17 protein-coding genes and 4 pseudogenes are annotated in these 18,771 nt (G+C 56.1%); 15 read left to right on the top strand and 6 right to left on the bottom strand.

The window, feature by feature from the left end; translation table 11 throughout:
- Positions 1 to 4 precede the first annotated feature (4 nt).
- The 4 genes from ACKWMY_RS12805 to ACKWMY_RS12790 are packed head-to-tail and all read right to left on the bottom strand — an operon-like array spanning position 5 to position 5,749.
- Positions 5 to 1,330 carry a lysine N(6)-hydroxylase/L-ornithine N(5)-oxygenase family protein gene (locus ACKWMY_RS12805; RefSeq protein WP_074031761.1) on the bottom strand — a complete coding sequence of 442 codons (1,326 nt, stop codon included), beginning with the start codon at positions 1,328 to 1,330 and terminating at the stop codon, positions 5 to 7.
- The gene (gene iucC, locus ACKWMY_RS12800) at positions 1,327 to 3,075 is read right to left on the bottom strand and encodes an aerobactin synthase IucC (RefSeq protein WP_308870537.1); all 1,749 of its coding nucleotides are present in this window, start codon (positions 3,073 to 3,075) and stop codon (positions 1,327 to 1,329) included. Before iucC ends, ACKWMY_RS12805 begins: the two co-directional genes overlap by 4 nt.
- A complete protein-coding gene (locus ACKWMY_RS12795) occupies positions 3,072 to 4,022 on the bottom strand; it encodes a GNAT family N-acetyltransferase (protein WP_409486397.1) in 951 nt (316 codons plus the stop codon). Before ACKWMY_RS12795 ends, iucC begins: the two co-directional genes overlap by 4 nt.
- Positions 4,019 to 5,749, bottom strand: coding sequence for an IucA/IucC family protein (locus ACKWMY_RS12790; RefSeq protein WP_409486396.1), 1,731 nt, complete (start codon positions 5,747 to 5,749; stop codon positions 4,019 to 4,021). The genes ACKWMY_RS12795 and ACKWMY_RS12790 overlap by 4 nt, the downstream gene beginning before the upstream one ends.
- 133 nt (positions 5,750 to 5,882) lie before the next feature.
- Between ACKWMY_RS12790 and ACKWMY_RS12785 the strand changes: the two genes are divergently transcribed.
- The 12 genes and pseudogenes from ACKWMY_RS12785 to ACKWMY_RS12730 form a co-directional block, all read left to right on the top strand.
- Positions 5,883 to 7,109 carry an MFS transporter gene (locus ACKWMY_RS12785; RefSeq protein WP_409486395.1) on the top strand — a complete coding sequence of 409 codons (1,227 nt, stop codon included), beginning with the start codon at positions 5,883 to 5,885 and terminating at the stop codon, positions 7,107 to 7,109.
- Between the two features lies 1 nt (position 7,110).
- Complete coding sequence (locus tag ACKWMY_RS12780; protein WP_409486394.1) at positions 7,111 to 7,989, top strand: siderophore-interacting protein; 879 nt, start codon at positions 7,111 to 7,113, stop codon at positions 7,987 to 7,989.
- 133 nt (positions 7,990 to 8,122) lie between these two features.
- Positions 8,123 to 8,962, top strand: a complete 840-nt coding sequence (locus tag ACKWMY_RS12775; RefSeq protein WP_024528997.1) for a MurR/RpiR family transcriptional regulator — start codon at positions 8,123 to 8,125, stop codon at positions 8,960 to 8,962.
- 191 nt (positions 8,963 to 9,153) lie between these two features.
- Positions 9,154 to 10,395 (top strand): pyridoxal-phosphate-dependent aminotransferase family protein, encoded by a 1,242-nt coding sequence (locus tag ACKWMY_RS12770; protein WP_024528996.1) that lies wholly within the window; start codon positions 9,154 to 9,156, stop codon positions 10,393 to 10,395.
- On the top strand, positions 10,395 to 11,681 hold the full coding sequence (hpxK, locus tag ACKWMY_RS12765; RefSeq protein ID WP_409486409.1) for an allantoate amidohydrolase: 1,287 nt from the start codon (positions 10,395 to 10,397) through the stop codon (positions 11,679 to 11,681). The genes ACKWMY_RS12770 and hpxK overlap by 1 nt, the downstream gene beginning before the upstream one ends.
- Before the next feature lie 52 nt (positions 11,682 to 11,733).
- Positions 11,734 to 11,808: pseudogene (locus ACKWMY_RS12760) on the top strand (reverse transcriptase); the annotation flags it as partial.
- Positions 11,808 to 12,002: pseudogene (locus ACKWMY_RS12755) on the top strand (group II intron reverse transcriptase/maturase); the annotation flags it as partial. The pseudogenes ACKWMY_RS12760 and ACKWMY_RS12755, both read left to right, overlap by 1 nt.
- A gap of 399 nt (positions 12,003 to 12,401) precedes the next feature.
- Complete coding sequence (locus ACKWMY_RS12750; protein WP_161629485.1) at positions 12,402 to 12,548, top strand: hypothetical protein; 147 nt, start codon at positions 12,402 to 12,404, stop codon at positions 12,546 to 12,548.
- Positions 12,549 to 12,623: 75 nt separating this feature from the next.
- A complete protein-coding gene (locus ACKWMY_RS12745) occupies positions 12,624 to 12,956 on the top strand; it encodes an STAS domain-containing protein (RefSeq protein ID WP_409486393.1) in 333 nt (110 codons plus the stop codon).
- A 34-nt stretch (positions 12,957 to 12,990) separates the two neighbouring features.
- Positions 12,991 to 14,154, top strand: a complete 1,164-nt coding sequence (locus ACKWMY_RS12740; protein ID WP_024528992.1) for a sugar phosphate nucleotidyltransferase — start codon at positions 12,991 to 12,993, stop codon at positions 14,152 to 14,154.
- A gap of 98 nt (positions 14,155 to 14,252) precedes the next feature.
- Positions 14,253 to 14,354 (top strand): annotated as a pseudogene (locus ACKWMY_RS12735) (IS6 family transposase); the annotation flags it as partial.
- A pseudogene (locus tag ACKWMY_RS12730) lies at positions 14,337 to 14,636 on the top strand (IS4 family transposase); the annotation flags it as partial. The pseudogenes ACKWMY_RS12735 and ACKWMY_RS12730, both read left to right, overlap by 18 nt.
- A 42-nt stretch (positions 14,637 to 14,678) precedes the next feature.
- Here the strand turns inward: ACKWMY_RS12730 and ACKWMY_RS12725 are convergent.
- Together ACKWMY_RS12725 and ACKWMY_RS12720 are read right to left on the bottom strand one after the other, a co-directional pair.
- Positions 14,679 to 15,452: an amidohydrolase gene (locus tag ACKWMY_RS12725; protein ID WP_409486392.1), complete on the bottom strand. Its 774-nt coding sequence runs from the start codon at positions 15,450 to 15,452 to the stop codon at positions 14,679 to 14,681.
- Complete coding sequence (locus tag ACKWMY_RS12720) at positions 15,440 to 16,597, bottom strand: pyridoxal phosphate-dependent aminotransferase (protein ID WP_409486391.1); 1,158 nt, start codon at positions 16,595 to 16,597, stop codon at positions 15,440 to 15,442. Before ACKWMY_RS12720 ends, ACKWMY_RS12725 begins: the two co-directional genes overlap by 13 nt.
- A 176-nt stretch (positions 16,598 to 16,773) precedes the next feature.
- On the opposite strand from ACKWMY_RS12720, the gene ACKWMY_RS12715 reads away from it, so the two are divergent.
- From ACKWMY_RS12715 to ACKWMY_RS12705, 3 genes are read left to right on the top strand one after another with little or no spacing between them, the layout of a single operon-like run.
- Positions 16,774 to 17,388 (top strand): methylthioribulose 1-phosphate dehydratase, encoded by a 615-nt coding sequence (locus ACKWMY_RS12715; protein ID WP_409486390.1) that lies wholly within the window; start codon positions 16,774 to 16,776, stop codon positions 17,386 to 17,388.
- Positions 17,385 to 18,071 (top strand): acireductone synthase, encoded by a 687-nt coding sequence (mtnC, locus tag ACKWMY_RS12710; protein WP_409486389.1) that lies wholly within the window; start codon positions 17,385 to 17,387, stop codon positions 18,069 to 18,071. The genes ACKWMY_RS12715 and mtnC overlap by 4 nt, the downstream gene beginning before the upstream one ends.
- Complete coding sequence (locus tag ACKWMY_RS12705) at positions 18,071 to 18,613, top strand: 1,2-dihydroxy-3-keto-5-methylthiopentene dioxygenase (protein ID WP_409486388.1); 543 nt, start codon at positions 18,071 to 18,073, stop codon at positions 18,611 to 18,613. Before mtnC ends, ACKWMY_RS12705 begins: the two co-directional genes overlap by 1 nt.
- Positions 18,614 to 18,771 lie beyond the last annotated feature (158 nt).

The following is an 18,771-nucleotide window of genomic DNA, read 5'->3' as shown; positions in this document are numbered from 1 at the left end:
ATGGTTAGTTAAAGTTAAAGATGGCGTCGTGTGCAGTTTGGGCGGTGACCGCTGCCTGCTGGCTACGCCATTGGATCACAGCCGGGGTGGACGTTAAGTCGAACCAATCGCGTCCTAATGCCCGGTTGAGAATACGGGCCGAACGCCAGGCCATCAGGCTGAGCTGGGGTTCGGCAATGCCATGACTGTGCATGCCGGCATTAACGGCAAACAGACAGTTTTCGCTCGGCCCCTGCCATTCCAGGGTGAAATCCGGCGTGATGCGATACTCATCGTTCGCCGTGGTCAGCAGGCGATTGGCCAGCGGTGTGAGAAACGCCGGGCGGTCTTGCTGATAGCCGGTGGCGAAGATCACCACGTCGCAGTCGAAGGTTTCCTTGCCCTGATCGAGATGGTGATGGGTGACCAGCTGATAGCCATTGCCGGATGCGTGCATCGCGGCCAATGAACGGCTAGGCAGCAGGTGGGCCCAAGGCTTTTCTCGTAATACTTCAAAGCGGTGATACATCGCCTGGTAAATCGCCAGCAGCGATCCGCTAGTGATGCCGTCCGACGTCATTTTCTGCTCGGTCAGCATGCGCTGCTTGGCGCTGTCGCTCAGGGTGTAGAAGCTTTCTACATATTCCGGCGTGAAGTACTCATTAGCGAAGGCGGCTTCGTCCAGCGCGTTGTAATTGTTGCGGCGTGAGATCCAGTTCAACTGCTTGGGCTGGCCCCATTCGGCGCGGAAAATATTCAAAAACAGATCGGCACCGCTTTGGCCGCCGCCGATCACGGTGACGCGTTTGCCGCTAAGATCCGGGTTACGCAGGCTCATTTCGCTGGCATGGAAGCAGCGATCGTTTTGCTCGCTGACGCAGTCTGGCAGTTTGGGGCGTTTACCGATGCCTAGGCAGATATGGCGGGCACGGTAGATATCGCGCTGGGTGGTGACAACAAATTGGCGTTGCTGGTCGTCAAAATCCACGCTGCGGATGTCTTGGCTGAACTCGAGCGTCTCCAGCCCGTTAGCCGCCCAGTCGAGATAGTCGGCGAACTCTTCGCGGGAGACCGTACGCTGCTCGGTGGTCAGGAAGCGGTAGAACTTCTTCCTTTTCACCAGGTAGTTGAGAAAGCTGTACGGGTTGGTCGGTGAAACCGCGCTGACCAGATCCTTGAGGAAACTGGTTTGCATATGGCAGTCCGGCACCATCATGCCGGGGTGCCAGGAGAAGTGCGGTTTACGTTCGAAGAACTTGCTGTTAAAGCCGGTAACCTCACTGCCGAGTGCGGCAATGCTCAGATTGAATGGGCCGACGCCGATGCCGATGAAATCCAGAGGCTGATTCATTGGGCAAACTCCTTGGAGACCAAATAAAGAGGGTTATCCAGATCTTGCAGATAGTTCGGCAACATGCGGCTGCCGCCATCCTGCTCTGAATAGGTGAGTTTCACCGGGTTGAGTACCACGCGAATAATCTGCGGCTTGAAAAGGTCGAACAGGGCAAAGCGGTCGGCCAACTGCGGATGCTGCGCCATATAGCGCTCCAGCACCTGTGCCAGCACTTGATAGAAACGCGGTTCGCTTATGCCGCAGCCGCTCATCAGCGGCGAAATAAAGCGCAAAACGGTGACGAAATGCCCGGTTTGCAGGTCATGGATCAGATAGTCGGCAGGCAGGCGCACCGTTACGTCTTTTACCACCTGTGGCAGTGAAGCGGCCTGTGGGAAGTCCTGATCTACCAGGCGCATATCGCCCTGGAAATCTTTTAGCAGTACCCGCTGCGGTACATGGTCTTTCATCACTAGTGTGATGTTCTGGCCGTGGGCGATCAGCGCCACCCCGTAGCAGCACATCAGGTGGTACATCGGCAGCACCACCGCCTGGAACATCTGCGCCAGCCACGCCTCTGCGCTCAGGCCGGAACGGGCAATGTAGGCAGCGATCAGCGGCTCACCCTGATTGTCGGTTTCCATCAGCGTAGCCATCAGGATCGCCTGCTCGCCCGGTTGCAGATAACAGGACGGGTTTTCACGCCAGATCACCCCGAGCATTTCCTGATAACGATAGGGGGCCTTGGACAGTGCGCCGTAGGTTGGGTGGGCCAGATAGCCCGCCGCCGGTTCACCCAGGATCTGGGCGCCGCTGGCCTGCAAGGTGCTGTCACTGGCGAAAATCTGCTGTAACCAGCGTGAAGCCGCAGGCCCGGCGCTGATGTACTTGCCCGGAATGCCGCGATAGCAGGAGGTGTTGTAAATGGTCAGCGGCAGCTTGATATCGAAGGGCACCCGGCGGCTGGTATTGGTCAAAGTGCGCAGGGACTGCTGAGCCAGATAGCGATCGCCAAACTCACCCAGCTCGACCAGTTCACCGCTGGCCAGTTGTGGCAGGAAATGCAGAGCGATTTTTTGCTGCCATTGCCATGGATGCAACGGCACTGGCAGCCAATCGTTATTCAACTTCAGGTCGTGCCAGCGGCGGTCAAAGCGCTGGCGCTCCCCGCTGTCCATCGCGCTGTTGAGCAAGTTTTCTAGCGGGAAGTCCTCGTCAATGCACCAGACAAAGCTGCTGCGTTTGGCGGCCACCCAGTGCAGCTGGAACTGGCCCTGATATTCTGGCGCATACTGTTGCAACGCCGTCAGCCCCCAGCCACGACGCCCCTTGTTGAAGACGAACTTCGGGTGACCTGCCAGCAGGCATTGCAGCGCGTCGGCATCCAGCGCAATCAGATCGTTGGCACTCATCCCGTGGCGAGCGGTGAGTAACTGCATGTCACCGCGTAACGTGGCATACAGATCTTCCAAATGTTCGGCGATCTGCGCATCGTCCATCTTCAGCACCTGCGCCAGTTGCCGCAGCGTTTGATCGGCGGCCAGCGGCAGGCCATCGCAGCTCAGGCTGTTGGCGTCGATGTGCAACCAACCCCAGATCCCGCGTTTGGCGCTGAAGCGGTAGGTAGCATCACCTAGCGCAATCTGCCATTGCCCGTCGTGCTCCTCGGCCTGCAAAGTGCGCTCATACTCCAGTTCCGCCAGGATCTTGGCGATCATCTGCAGGTTAACGCGTTGCCAATCGGCGTAATCGTGGCGGCTCATATCTGTCCCTCGCGGAAGAAGTTATCACGCTGGTTCATGATCAGCCGTGAACGCTTATGGGGGAAATCAAACTCTTTCAGCGTGTGGTAGCCAGCGGTGGGCAGATGGCGGAACAGCCGCTGATTGTCCGCGCGTGGCTCGGCCACGACGCGAGTGGTGCGAGGTTCATCCAGGTATAAATAGTGGGTCAGGCCACGTAGCCAACTGCGGATGTACTGTGCGCCACGCCAGTCTTCTTCACCGACCAGCATGTGCAGGCCGCGATCGAACGGCTGCCAGCGATAGTGGCGGCCAATGCGATCTTCGGGTGCCCAGTAAACTTCGAAATAGCCAAACGGCTGGTCGTCAAAGCAGCCCAGCAACGGGTAGCAATAGCTGGAATCCAGCTGGCGCTGTAAATAGGCGGCCTGGACCTCGAGTGGGCCGCTCATTTCCCAGAAGGCGTCAACGCGGGGGGAGTTCATCCAACGGGTGAACTGCTCGGCGTCGCGCTCCACTTCGGGCAAACGGAAGCTCAAGCTACGTTTGATTTGCGGATCGTAGCGGCGATACACCTCACCGCTGGGCCGTGCAGGGCGCTGCGGAAACCACAGCTCGCGCTCGGCATCGTATTGCATTTGGCCGCCAGCGGTATGGCGTTCGGCGATCAGCCACAGCGGCAGTTGGTAGAAGGTTTCACGGGCCAGGTAATCACCACAGGCCTGGGAGAACAGTGCCAGAGCCTGTGGCTCCTCACGCCATTCGGCATAGGGCAGGGCAATGCCGCTTAGCTGTGGAGCCGCGATCAGCAACTGATCCAACGCCTGAATCAGCCAGCCTGCTGGCAGTGAGCCTGGATAATGCAACGTAGCGCTGCCGTCCAATCCCAGGCTAAGGGACAGGTTTTTCCCCAGCAGTTCGCAGCGGAATCCGCTGGTGGCGTGGACAATCTTGGCAACGGGCATCATTGAGCGGCCTCCACGCGCAGCGGATTGGTGAAGTCAAAGTAGATCACCGCCGGATCGACAATGGTGTTCTCATTGTGATCGTGCAAATAGCAGAAGAAGTTGCCCTTGCAGTTCCAATGTTGGCTGTCGAGGACATAGTCCAGGCAACGGGTATTTTTCGCCGTGTTACGCAGCGTGGTTAACGCATCCCGTACTCGTCTCATCAGGCTCTCTTCACTGTCGAACCCTGCTGCTGCCATAGCGGCGGTAACGGCCAACGTCGAATTCACCAGCAGGTAGTAGGGGAAGTAGCGTAACAACTGCTGCTCGCTAAAGCGGTTCTCCGCTTCGGCTTCGCCGATTTCATCCAGCCAAGGCGTGGCATCGCGGGTAAAGCCGCTGCCCTGGCAATCGCGGTACAGCATGCCCACCGGCAAGTCCTGCTGCATTTCCACCAGAATGTTTTGCTGATGGGCCAGCAGTACCAGGCCGTAGTCGGCTTCGGCGCTGAACAGCGGTAGCAGCACCTGCTGGCAGTAAGCGTCCAGCCAGCAATGGGCGGCCTGCTGCAATGGCAAGTGCAGGCGGGCAGCCAGGCGGCGCACTGCCGCAGCTAACAGGCTATCGCCACCGTCTGGCGCTGCTTGCGTCAAGGTGACCAACACGTTGGTTTGATTCTGTGCCTGGCCGAACAGCAGGTTATCGCGCAGCGCCATCAGGCTCTCTTCCTGGATTGTGCCGTCTGCGGAGCGTAACCCGGCCCAGCCATCTTCCTGCATCACGCGCATCGTTGGATAACGAGCTTGCAGCTCCTGCCAGCGGGGGGTCTTTGCCAGACGTGCGAGACGCATGCCGCGTTTCACTTCTTTGACCGACAGGGTACGCACCGAGTTGGTTAGCCGTACGCTGAGGGAAAACTTGATCATGTCGCGGCTGCCCGCGTGATATAGCGAACGTGAAGAGCTGGTTGGCAACCAACGCTCACCGGCCTCACCCAGATCGCACAGCTTGTGCTGCTCGACCAACTCGCGGCACCAGCTTTGTGCCAGCAGATAATCGGCCTGCCATGGATGCATCGGCAGCAGCCAGACGTCATCGGTAAAATGGCCTAGCAACTGTGGTGCGCTTTCTGCGGCGAAGCGTTGCAGGCGCTGCTGTAACGTCAGATCCAGGCTGTCGCCACACAGGTGGCGCTTTTCTACCGCAAACCAGCGCAGGGGGAAGCTGCCAGCAAAATCTGGCAGATAGCGCTGTGCCTGCTGATGATCAAAGGGCTCATGGGATTTCGGAGCCGGGTGGAAGGCATGGCCAGCTAATAACCCCTGTTCCGCCTGGGCAAAATTCAGCGGCTGGTCACGTAGCTTTGGCCAGTCCAGCCGGATGGCGATCGCCAGTTGGGTATTGTCATGACTTTCCAGCACTCGCTGGAGAAAGCGTGCCAAAACCTCCTCACTCAGTTGGCCTTTTATCGCCGGTTTGGCCAGCAACAGCGTAACCAAACGCTCAAAACTCAGCGCTTCACCGTTGCCATTCAGGCAGGCGGGGAACTGATATTGATGATGTTGGGTTGGCGAGATATGCCGTAATGGAATGCGTATAAACTGGCTATCCGAAAGTGGGAGATGTAGCTGAGGAGGTTGGCTATTGGTTGCCGGCACGATGTGCCAGTCCCGAGTTTCACGCATTAGCGCGTTGAGGAAACATTGCGCAGCCACATCGGTTGCTGCGCTTGCTAACTGGATGGTCATGACCCTTGTCACTCTGGAGCGATTGAGAATGATTCTTATATCAATAGTTCTTATTATTATCAATCACTGCATGATACAATTTTTTGATTAATTACACACAAAAACATCATTTTCTTAACGGTTATTTCACTTGATGCGCTTATTTTCGGGTTCAAAAATCGTTGCAATTGGTAATGATTCTCCTTCAAACTGGCCGCTGGCGTTTTGTGCCGGGCTATTGGGCATTGGGCAAAATGGCTTGCTGGTTGCATTACCCGTGTTGGTCAGCCTGACTCAACTTTCGTTGTCGGTGTGGGCGGGGTTGCTAACGCTGGGATCGATGCTGTTTCTTGTCGGTTCTCCGTGGTGGGGGCGGCAGGCAGAAATTCGCGGCTGTAAATACGTGGTGGTTATGGCCCTGGCGGGTTACCTGCTCAGCTTTGCGTTATTGGCCTTGGCCGTGTGGGGGCTGGCTGCTGGCTGGCTGCCTGAAATGGCTGGGTTGGGCGGATTGATTGTGGCGCGCATTATCTATGGCCTGACAGTATCAGGCATGGTGCCCGCCAGCCAGACTTGGGCGCTGCAACGTGCTGGGTATGAACAACGTATGGCGGCGTTGGCCACTATCAGCTCTGGCCTGAGCTGTGGCCGGTTGCTTGGCCCGCTGTGCGCAGCCGTGGCGCTGTCTTTGCATCCGATGGCTCCGCTATGGCTGATGGCGATTGCGCCGCTGATCGCGTTACTGGTGATCTGCCGCCAGCATAACGACCCGCCACTGCCAGCGGTGGCGCATCAGCAAAACCGCCTGCGGCTGACGATGATGCCCTATTTATTTTGTGCGTTGCTGCTGGCGGGCTGCGTCAGCCTGATGCAGTTGGGCTTGGCTCCGCATTTGCAGCAGTTGTTCAGCCATTCGGCGACGACCGTTAGCCACCATGTGGCGGTATTGCTCAGCGTAGCGGCAGGTTGCACGCTGTTGGCACAGTTTCTGGTGGTGCGGCCACAGCGTCTCACTCCGCCGCAGCTGCTGATGGTTGCCGCTTTGTTGATGATCGCTGGCTTGGGGCTGATGTGTACCGCTCCGCTGGTGCTGTTTTATCTCGGCTGTGCGCTGGCTTCGTTTGGGGCCGCGATGGCGACGCCGGGCTATCAACTGATGCTGAACGATAAGTTATCTACCGGCAAAGGGGCGGGAGCGATCGCCACTAGCCATACACTGGGCTACGGCGCGAGCGCGCTGATGGTGCCGGTGGTGAGTAAATTTTACGGTGAGTCGCAGTTGGTGGCGGCGGCACTGGTAGCCGCCGTCCTGTTGGGCGGCATTAGCAGCTGGCTATGGTGCCAGCATCGAATGGCAGACATTGCGCGGGAGAGTCAGTGATATGTCCGCAAGCTATCGCATCTTTGATCTTACCTTGAAGCACAAGGAAAATGTTTCCCCCTCGCTGCTGCGCTGCGTGTTTACCGGCCCAGAGGTACAGCGCATGAAGCTGGAAGCCCCGGATCAACGGATCAAGCTGTTGTTCCCGGTAGCGGAAGGGCAAAGCTCGCAGTTGGCGAATAGCGACGATTGGTATCGTAACTACATGGCGATACCGAAAGAGCAACGGCCCGTGATGCGTACCTACACGTTGCGGGCACTGCGCGCTGCTGAGAATGAAATGGACGTGGAGTTTGTGCTCCATGGCATTAATGGCCCGGCCTCTGCCTGGGCAACGCATGCCGTTGCGGGAGATAAACTCCAGGTTGTAGCGCCAAATGCCGATTTTGCTGAGGATAGCGGCGGCTATGAGTGGGCCCCGCCAGCGCAAACCCGGCATGCGTTGCTGATCGCCGATGAAACGGCACTGCCAGCGGCGATGGGTATCCTCGAACAGTTGGCGCAGCAGGCTAACCCACCGCGTGTGCAGGCTTTCTTCGAAGTGCCGGTAGCGGGGGACTGCCTCGATATGGCGCACTTTCCGTTTGCCGAGGTTTACTGGCTGCCACGGGACGTTGGACACCAGCAACTGCATGGCACATTGCTGGTGGAGGCGGTGCGTCAGCGGGTTAATATTCCTTCCTCGGCGCGGGCTGAAGCGCAGTCTCTGGCAGAAAACAGTCTGGGTGGGGATTTGCTGTGGGAGCGTGCCGAAGGGGCTAAGACCTTTTACGCCTGGGTGGCTGCGGAGTCATCGGTGGTGAAAACGTTGCGCCGTTACCTGATTGGCGAACGCGATCTGGACCGTTCCACGGTGAACTTTATGGCGTACTGGTGTTAAGTTTCTGGGCCTACTAAATTGCTGTGTCTAATAGCGCTTCAGGTGGAAGTTATGCAGATCAATTTCAACTCTGGCGGCCGCTTTGGCTGCTGTGCTATGTTCCGCTGAAACAAAAGTTACAGCGGGAGTAGCGATGAAACAGATTGATGAACGCCTGCGCAGCGAATACCCGCAATTGGCCCCTCAAGAGCAGCGGGTAGCCGACTTTATCTTCGATCACTTTGACGACCTGATTAGCTATAACAGCACCGAGTTGGCGCGCCTAAGTGGAGTGTCCAAGGCCACGGTCAGCCGTCTGTTCAAGCGGCTGGGCTATGCCAGCTATCGCGCAATGCGTGACGAGCTGCGTACCCTACGCCAAAGCGGTATGCCATTGACCGACAGCCGTGACGCGGTGCAGGGCAACACCTTACTAGCTCGCCATTACCAGCAGGAAATGGCCAATCTGACGCATTGGGTAAAGCAGATTGATGCGGAACAGTTTGGTGCGGTGATCGCGGCCATGGGGAAATCCCGGCGGCTGCTACTGTTGGGGATGCGCAATAGCTATCCCGTCGCGATGCATTTGCGCCAGCAACTGATGCAGGTGCGTGAACAGGTTTTGTTAATACCGCAGCCGGGCCAAACCTTGGCCGAAGACCTGGTGGATCTGGGGCCGCAGGACATGGTGGTAGTGGTCGCATTTCGCCGCCGTCCACGCCTGGCGCGAGAGGTATTGCAACAGTTGCAGATCAAGCAGGTGCCAACGTTATTGATCTGCGAACCGCAGGCCCAGGCGCTGATCCCGCTGGCTAGCTGGCATTTGATGACGCCGCTCGATAGCGTCTCGGCGTTTGACAGCTACTCCAGCGCCATGAGCCTGGCGAGCCTGCTGAGCAATGCGTTGCTGCATGACAGATTGTCGCAAGGGCGGCAGCGTATTCATCAGGTGGCCAATCTGTTCAGCGATCTGGAGGAGTTGGAGCAGCGCTGAGGCATTGGTTATCACGCGGCTAAACGGGCGCTATTTGCTGCGTCCGTTGATTCTTTAGTTGCAGATAAATAATTTAAGAATCTTTTGTTTCATCCTTTCTCGCTTGGCGATAATCTAGCAATAACAAAAAACCGGCCGGTCGCAGACGTAGCAATCTCCGAGCTAAGTTATTAAGTTGACAAGGAATGAACATGCTAGCTATCAACCAATTCGATCAAATCAATCCTCCGCATCGCCTACTGATGGGCCCAGGGCCGATCAATGCCGATCCGCGCGTGCTGCGTGCCATGTCCAGCCAGTTGATTGGCCAATACGATCCGGCCATGACCGGCTATATGAATCAGGTGATGGAGCTGTATCGCGGCCTGTTTCGCACGCAGAACCGCTGGACGATGCTGATAGACGGGACTTCGCGTGCCGGTATCGAGGCAATGCTGGTTTCTGCCATTCGCCCTGGCGATAAAGTGCTGGTGCCGGTATTTGGCCGTTTTGGCCATCTGTTGTGTGAAATCGCCCGCCGTTGCCGTGCCGATGTGCACACCATCGAAGCGCCTTGGGGTGAAGTATTCAGTGCCGATCGGATCGAGGATGCGATCAAGAAAGTACGGCCACGCCTATTGCTGACGGTGCAAGGGGATACCTCCACCACCATGCTGCAACCGCTGGCGGAATTAGGGGATATCTGTCGCCGCCACGGCGTCTTGTTCTATACCGATGCTACCGCCTCGTTCGCCGGTAACGAGCTGGAAACCGATGCCTGGGGTTTGGATGCGGTATCCGCAGGGCTGCAAAAATGCCTCGGTGGCCCTTCTGGCAGTTCTCCAATCACCCTTAGCCCGCAGTTTGAAGAGATCGTGCGCCGTCGTAAGTGCGTTGAGGAGGGGATCCGTACCGTCGATCACACAGACGGTGACGACGAGATGATCTACTCCAACTATTTCGACCTCGGCATGATCATGGATTACTGGGGGCCGGAGCGCTTGAACCACCATACGGAAGCCACCAGCATGCTGTTTGCCGCGCGTGAATGCGCCCGGGTGATCCTGGAGGAAGGGCTGGATAACGCTATTGCTCGCCATAAACTGAATGGCGCGGCGATGTTGGCCGGGATCCAGGGGATGGGGCTGGAGGTCTTTGGCGATATCGCCAACAAGATGAACAACGTGCTGGGCGTGGTGATCCCGCAGGGCATCCATGGCGAGCAGGTACGCCAGATGATGCTCAATGACTTCGCCATCGAAATCGGCACCTCGTTTGGCCCGTTGCAGGGCAAGATCTGGCGGATTGGTACCATGGGGTATAACGCGCGGAAAGACTGCGTGCTGCAAACGTTGGCCGCGCTTGAAGCGGTACTCAACCGTCTCGGTTTTGTTAGCCCGCACGGGGAAGCTATGCAGGCAGCATGGAACATTTACGACGCCGAGCAGAACTGATGGCAATGCTGCTGACCCCTCTGGAAGCGGAACGAGCCGCGGCCAGAGTGATGGCTCGCTGCGACGAACTGGCGGCAATCAGCAGCACGCCAGGCCATCTGACGCGGGTTTATCTCTCCCCAGAACATTTACGTGCCAACCAGTTGGTAGGGAATTGGATGCGCGAGCTTGGGATGGAGGTCTGGCAAGACGGCGTGGGCAATATCTGCGGACGTTACGAAGGGCAGCAACCGGCCGCACCGGCACTGCTGCTTGGCTCTCATCTTGATACGGTGCGCAACGCGGGGCGCTACGATGGCATGCTGGGGGTCTTGACCGCGCTCGAGGTTGTCGCCTTGTTGCATAGCCACAATCGGCGTCTGCCGCAGGCGATCGAGGTGATCGGTTTTGCCGACGAGGAGGGCACGCGGTTTGGCATTACCTTACTCGGCAGCAAAGGGATCACTGGGCAGTGGGCAGAGGATTGGCTGACATGTACCGATGCTGAGGGCATCAGCGTGGCTGAGGCTATGCGTGACGCGGGGCTTGATCCTGCGGCGGTGAGTTCTGCCGAGCGTGCACAAGGCTCGATCTGCGCCTATCTCGAACTGCATATTGAGCAGGGGCCTTGTCTTGAAGCCGCCGATCTGGCGCTGGGAGTGGTCACGGCGATTAACGGTGCCCGCCGCCTCAACTGTACCTTTACTGGACATGCTGGCCATGCAGGGACCGTGCCGATGGGGCAGCGCCGGGATGCGCTGGCTGCCGCCGCTGAATGGATGGTCACGGTTGAGCGGCTCACCATGGAATACGATCCGCATGTGGTCGCCACGGTCGGTCAGATAGAAAGCTTTCCGGGGGCAGTGAATGTGATCCCTGGGCAGATCAGGCTATCCCTCGACGTTCGTGGCCCGCAAGATGAACCGCTAGACGCGTTGCTGGCCGAATTACTGTTGCAGGCGCAGAGCATTAGCGCGCGTCGTGGGGTCTGTTTCTACAGCGAGGAGTTCTACCGCATACCGGCTACCGCTTGTGACCCTCAGTGGCAGCAGCGCTGGCATGACGCAGTAATGCAGGTGCAAGGGAATTGCCTAATGCTGCCTAGCGGTGCGGGGCATGATGCCATTGCTATCGCCGTCCGTTGGCCGGTGGGGATGCTGTTTGTTCGTTGCGAGGGCGGCATCAGCCATCATCCCGATGAGGCCGTCACCGTGGGCGACGTGGCGCTAGCGATCCAGGCTTACTGCCTGGCTGTGGGTATAACAGACCCCTCACCCCAACCCTCTCCCAAAGGGAGAGGGAGCTGATAGCCCATGCTCTTTTAGAAGTAAAGCAGACCCGTCACGACGGGGGGAGTGGCTGCTGCGTCTGATAACACTGCCCACATGGCTGGCCGAAGCTGCGCGGATCACGCTGGCCTCAAAGGGGGCTCATATGCGGATGACTTTGTCCTCATAGGCAAAGGCAGTAAAGCACAGGCGGAGGCCATCAGGGAAGAATGCCGGCGCGTGTTGGAAGACAGCCTGAAACTGAGGCTGAACATGGACAATACCAGGATCACCTATGTCAATGATGGATTTATCTTCCTGGGGCATCGTATCATTCGCAAGCGTAGTCGCTATGGCGATAGCCTTTTTCATGCTCTCAAGAGTATCGAGGGTGGCAGGGCATGGGAAAAGAGCCTCGGCGTCAGCGTGCTCGCACCTTAGATGCGCTACGTTCATGGTTAGGACATTGTATTGTCAAATCGCAAGCTTCGCTTCCACTGGGGCTGCATCAAACCCCATCTGGGTCACGAATTGAAGGTCCTGAACTCTGTGCTACGCTTAATACCGTAATTGATAGTCAAAAGTTTGCACAGGGAGTGCTCAGGAATATTGGTTATCACGATGTTTATGGCCTGCGCTGGATGCTTTGCTGAATGAACGCTAATCGTGACAATGTGACATGGAGGGACCCCGCTGATGCCAGAAGCTCCTCGCGAAAAGTCTTCATCTACTGATTAGCAAATAAAGGATGGCTCATCGGTGACAGCAAAACTGCTGGCCGCTTGGCGCGGTTATATCTTCGGCCTATGTTACGTTTGCGGCAAATACAACGACCATTACATTATTGATATCCAACACAAACAGATGAACAGCACAGTGATACTCGGTATGGAACTGTGGCATTGAATAACGATATTTCTTTACTGGTGAGCTAACGTAATAGCTGTTTTCCCCTCCCAACGGTATTGTAAGGAAGAAAGAATGAACTTTGAAACTCAGTCAATTGGCAATGTCTTGGTTGTCACTCTTTTGGACAGGCGTTTGGATGCATCGGTTTCCACTCAGTTTAAGGAAGACATACAAGCCATGATTGCGCAGGGGACTCACCATATTTTACTGGACTTCGGTCAGGTCGATTTCATCGACAGCAGTTTTTTAGGCACTCTGGTCTCTCTTTTGAAATCCTTACATGGAAAAGGTGAGCTCGCGGTCTGCTCACTGAACAACAATATCCACAGTATGTTCAAGTTAACCCGGATGGATAAAATATTTATCATCGGCGCTGATAAAAGCAACGCATTACAGCAAATCTGATAATCATCTCATTGATTAAAAAGGAATGTTCATTATGAAAGCCATGATTCTTGCCGCAGGTAAAGGAACCAGAGCCAGACCGTTGACCACCATATTGCCAAAACCAATGATCCCATTAATTCGCAAGCCGATTATGGAGTCGATCGTTGAGCATTTAAGAGAGTATGGATTTAATCAGTTAATGGTCAATACAAGCTACCTTTCCGCAGATATCGAGAATTATTTTCGCGATGGCCATGCCTGGGGCGTGGAAATGGGTTACTCCTACGAAGGGGTGATGGAAGGTAATACCTTTGTTGATAACGTGCTGGGTTCCGCCGGTGGAATGAAGCACATCCAAAATTTCTCGGGATTTTTTGATGACACTTTTGTCGTGGTGTGTGGTGACGCATTAATTGATGTGGATTTTGATCAGGTATTGGCTTTTCATCGGGCCAGAAAAAGTGTCGCCACCCTGATCATGCGCCCTGTGCCAGCCGATCAAGTGAGTAAGTATGGGATTGTCGTCACCAATGACCAAGGCCGAGTCAGTCAGTTTCAGGAAAAACCTAAAGCAGAAGAGGCGTTATCAAACAATGCCAATACGGGTATCTATGTGTTTGAACCCGAGATATTCAATTATATTCCCGACGGTGTTGAATATGACATTGGTAGCCAGTTGTTCCCTAAACTTGCTGAATTAGATGTTCCTTTCTACGGCATTGTCTTGCCATTCCAATGGGTAGATATTGGCTCATTGCAGGACTTCTGGCATGTAAACCGCATGATCCTTAATCGGGAGTTACCTGATTATCCGATGCCGGGCATTCAGGTTGCGCCGCAAATTTGGTGTGGGCTGAACGTTAAAGCCGATTTTGCCAACCTGGATATTGAAGGGCCGGTCTATATTGGCAGCAGTACTGAAATACAGCCTGGAGTGACAATCAGAGGGCCCGCGATCATTGGCGCTGGTTGTTTATTAGAGCAAGGGGCCATGGTCGATCAAAGCTTTGTAGCTGATTACACCCGAGTCGGTGGGATTGCCCAGTTGTACCAGCAGATGATTTTTGCCGGTAAAGTGATCTCGCCGGACGGTACAGCCATTGATTTGTCTGATGCCGGTCTGAACTGGCTTATTGATGATAAACGGCGCACAGACATTATTACGGCGGAGAAGTCGTTATTCAAAGAGCTGCTCACCAAAGATACCTTTCTATAAGGGGTTCTACGCTGGAAGCGTCTAAATGGCTCTGTCGCATTAACGAAAATAAGTCAGCAAACGCGCACCGTTGCAAAAATACGGAGATGGTAAATTGATCTGCAGCGGCGTGCTTCTTTCGTAAGGTCATTCGACACTACGGAGAATCTGCGGTAGTGGCCATTGATCGAAGTGGTGCCAACATAGCAGCGCTGACGTTACGCCAGGGCGGGTTAAGTGAAGAGACGCTCAATGAAAGCTGTGAACGGGTACTGAGTCCAGTTGAATGGACGTTGCTGTGGGTGAAACAGGAAGGTAAAACCTTGCCAAAGATGCCGCCGAGTCTGAAGTGGGCGTGCCTGAATCTGGCGAAGCTGGGGCGTTGGTATGACAGTAAACGAACGGGACGAGCAGGATGGGTAGTGATGTGGGAGGGATGATTCAAGCTTCAGGATATCGTCGAAGGGTATAAACTGGCGAAGTCTCTTGATCAGGAGATCTGATCAAGAGACAGCTCCTTGGGGAGGTTAGGGTGGGGCATTGACTCAATCGTGCAGTTGGAAGCCATCTGCATCACGCCAGGCAGGGAACGCGGCGCGGTAGGTTTGCAGCGTTTCCAGCGAAAGCTCGGCATCCAGCCTCGCCGCCTGGCCCGGTTCTGCGCTGGCCAACCTTTCTCCTTGCGGGCTGATAATCAGGCTGTCACCGCTGTAATTCAGGCCATTGCCGTCCTCGCCCACGCGGTTACAACCCGCCACGTAAATCTGGTTTTCAATCGCCCGCGCCGCCAGCAGCGTTTGCCAGTGCAAGCTACGTGCTGCTGGCCAGTTGGCCACGTACAGGGCCAGATCGTAATCCTGCTGATAGCGTGACCACACCGGGAAGCGCAGGTCATAGCAAATCTGCGGCAGGATACGCCAGCCACGCCATTCGAAAATGGTGCGCTGTTTCCCAGCCTGATAATGCTGGTGTTCACCGGCCATACGAAACAGATGGCGTTTATCATAACCATGCACCTTGCCGCCAGGTTCCACCAGCAGGAAACGGTTAACTGCCCCTTTGGCAGTTTTCAACGCTACGCTGCCACCCACCAAGGCGTTGGTTTTCACCGCCCAGGTATGTAACCAGTCTATTACCTGTTGTTCAGGCAACGCGCTTTCCCCGGCATCCATAGCAAAGCCGGTGGTAAACATTTCCGGCAGCACAATCAGATCGCGGTCGCTAATCGAGGGTAACAAGGCATCGAACTGGCGCAGGTTGGCCTCACCTTGACGCCAGACCAGCGGTTGCTGCAACAGGGTAATTTTTAGAGTCGACATAGGCGCTCCGCAGCGGCATCCAGCGTGGCATCTTGCTTCGCGAAGCACAGCCGGATCAGTTTATAGGGGAACGGATCGGCACAGAAGACGGACAGCGGGATCGCCGCTACGCCTGCGTGCTCGGTCAGCCAATGGCAGAAGGCGACATCATCCAGATCGGAAATGGCGCTGTAATCTGCCAGTAAGAAGTAAGTGCCGTCACAGGGCAGAATTTCCAGCCTGCTGTTAGCTAACGCCTGCACAAAACGATCGCGCTTGGCACGGTAGAACGCGGGTAGCTGCTGCCAGTGTTCCGGCTCGTTGCGCAGCATATCGGCCAAGGCCAACTGGGCCGGGGTGTTGACCGAGAACGTCAGATATTGGTGAACCTTGCGCACCTCCGCGCTCAACGCTGCCGGAGCTATACAGTAACCCACTTTCCAGCCGGTCATATGGAAGGTTTTACCAAACGAGGAAACGGCAATCGCCCGCTGACGCAGTTGTGGATGGGCCAGCACGCTGGCGTGTCCCCCTTTGGCAAAGCAGATATGCTCGTAAACCTCATCGCTCAGAATATAGATTTCCCGATCGGCGATGGCAGCCCATAGCTGCTGCATATCCTCTGCCGACCAGGCCGTGGCGGAGGGATTCTGCGGAGTATTAAGGATCACCAGCCGTGTGTGCGGTGAAAGCTGTTCGGCGAACCGTTGCCAATCGACCTTGAAGGCTGGCGGCTGTAGGGCAATGCGCTTCAGAACGCCGCCGGAAAGCTGCACCGCTGGGGCATAGCTGTCGTAGCTTGGGTCGAAGCAAATCACTTCATCGCCGGAGCGTACCAGGGCGCTGATCGCAGCGAACAACGCCTCGGTTGCACCCGCAGTGATAGTCACTTCACTATTGGCATCGGGCTGCCAGCCGTAGAGCTGAGCAGTTTTTTCCGCAATGGCCTCACGTAACGGCGCTGCGCCCGTCATCGGTGCGTATTGGTTTGCCCCCTGGCTGACGTGCCAGTTCAGGCGCTGCTTTAAATACTCCGGGCCATCAAAATCCGGGAAGCCCTGCGACAGGTTGATCGCCTGATGCTGCTGCGCCAGGGCGCTCATCTGGGTAAAGATGGTGGTGCCGAGGTCAGGTAACTTGCTGGCTGGGACAGGTGCGGTGCTCATATCAGGCTATTTCTCCTGGCGCTTATGTTGCGAACAATATAACACGGTGTTAATATTTGGCAATCAAGACGTATAGACGTCTATCCTCGTCGCCTAGCTACCACTTGAAATTCTTAGTGGATACGTGAGTCACATTCAATCAATCGCCAAAAGCTACCTGCCAGGAAATAGAGAGAATGATGGAAAACCCGCAATTATCTGCCCTATTGGCCGCCTGCCACTGGATCGGTGAGAAAGGCTGGTGCCCGGCGACCGGCGGCAACATGTCGCTGCGCCTTGATGCCCAACATTGCCTGGTGACCGAATCCGGTAAAGACAAAGGCAGCCTGAGCGAACAGGATTTATTGCTGGTGGACACGGCAAACAACCACGTCCCCAGTGGCCGCACGCCTTCGGCGGAAACCGGCCTGCACACGCTGATCTACCGCCTCTATCCCACCGTCGGTGCCATCCTGCATACCCATTCGGTCAATGCCACCGTGCTTTCCCGCGTGGAAAAAAGTGAAGCACTGGTGCTGCAAGGGTATGAAATGCAGAAATCCCTTAGCGGCCAGAAGAGCCATCTGGACAGCGTCAGCATCCCCATTTTTGATAACGACCAGGATATTCCGGCGCTGGCTGCGCGTGTGGCCGCATTTGCCGAGGTAACGCCCTTGCAGTACGGTTTTTTGGTGCGCGGCCACGGCTTGTATTGCTGGGGCAAACAGGTGGAGGAAGCGCGCCGCCACCTTGAAGGGCTGGAGTTCCTGTTCCAGTGCGAACTGCAACGTCGTTTACTGGAGGCAAAATGATCCGCGCCATCGTCACCGATATTGAAGGTACCACCAGCGATATCCGCTTTGTGCATCAGGTGCTGTTCCCCTATGCCCGTGAGCGACTAGGGGAGTTTATCCGCAGCCATGCCAACGACGCCGAAGTTGCGGCTCCGCTGGCGGCATTGCGTGCAGAGATTGCGCAACCCGATGCCGATAATGAGCAGCTTATTACCACGCTTTATCGTTTTATGGATGAAGATCGCAAATCGACCGCGCTGAAGGCCTTGCAGGGCATTATCTGGCGTAGCGGCTACCTGAACGGCGATTTCCAGGGGCATCTCTACCCCGAGGTGGCCGAACAACTGGCCGCCTGGCAGCAGCAAGGGCTGAAGCTGTACGTCTATTCCTCCGGTTCGGTTGAAGCGCAAAAGCTGCTGTTTGGTTACAGCGATGCGGGAGATCTGCAACCGCGCTTCAGCGGTTACTTTGATACGCACGTGGGGGCCAAGCGTGAAAGCGCGTCATACCACAATATTGCCCAAGCCATCGGTCTGGAGCCAACTGAGCTGCTGTTCCTTTCTGATATCCATCAGGAGCTGGACGCGGCACGGCTAGCGGGCTGGCATACCTGCCAACTGATCCGTGATGCTGCCGATCTGCAAAGCCAGCACCGGCAGGTTAAGCGTTTTGATCACATCGAGTTAGGGGAGTTTGTCTAATGAGTGGATTGACCATTTTTAGCGATAAAGAGCCGCAGCAGCCGTTATGGCAGAGCCAGGATGCGCAGGCTATCCAGCAGCAGTTGGCGCAAATTGGCGTGCGTTTTGAGCGTTGGCAGGCCGATCGCGAGTTGGGCGAGAACCCACAGCCAGAAGCGGTTATCGCCGCCTATCAGCATGAGATCGACCGGCTGGTGGCGGAAAAGGGTTACCAGAGCTGGGATGTGATCAGCATGCGTCCTGACAACACCCAGCGTGAAGCGCTGCGGGAAAAATTCCTGGCCGAACATACCCATGGCGAGGATGAGGTGCGCTTCTTTGTCGAAGGTGCGGGGCTGTTTTGCCTGCATCTCGAAGGGAAAATCTTCCAAATCCTGTGTGAGAAAAACGATCTGATTTCGGTGCCAGCCAATACTCGCCACTGGTTTGATATGGGCTCGGCCCCCAACTTCACCGCCATCCGCGTCTTTGATAATCCGGAAGGTTGGGTGGCCCATTTCACCGGTGACAAAATTGCCGAGGCATATCCAAAGCTAGATTGAGTCCCCTCACCCTAACCCTCTCCCACGAGGAGAGGGAACCGATCGAGCTCGCTGATTTTTCTGCATTCTACCGCCATCCTCGTTGTTCTTGCTCCCAACTTCCCGACGTTGCACGATCCAACCACGCGCTCCGGGCAGCTCCCTCTCCCTGTGGGAGA

Source organism: Serratia sp. J2, from assembly GCF_046269175.1.
Lineage (GTDB): Bacteria > Pseudomonadota > Gammaproteobacteria > Enterobacterales > Enterobacteriaceae > Chania > Chania fonticola_C.
Note: the sequence above shows the minus strand (reverse complement) of the source record. Positions and strands in the feature narration are given on the sequence as shown.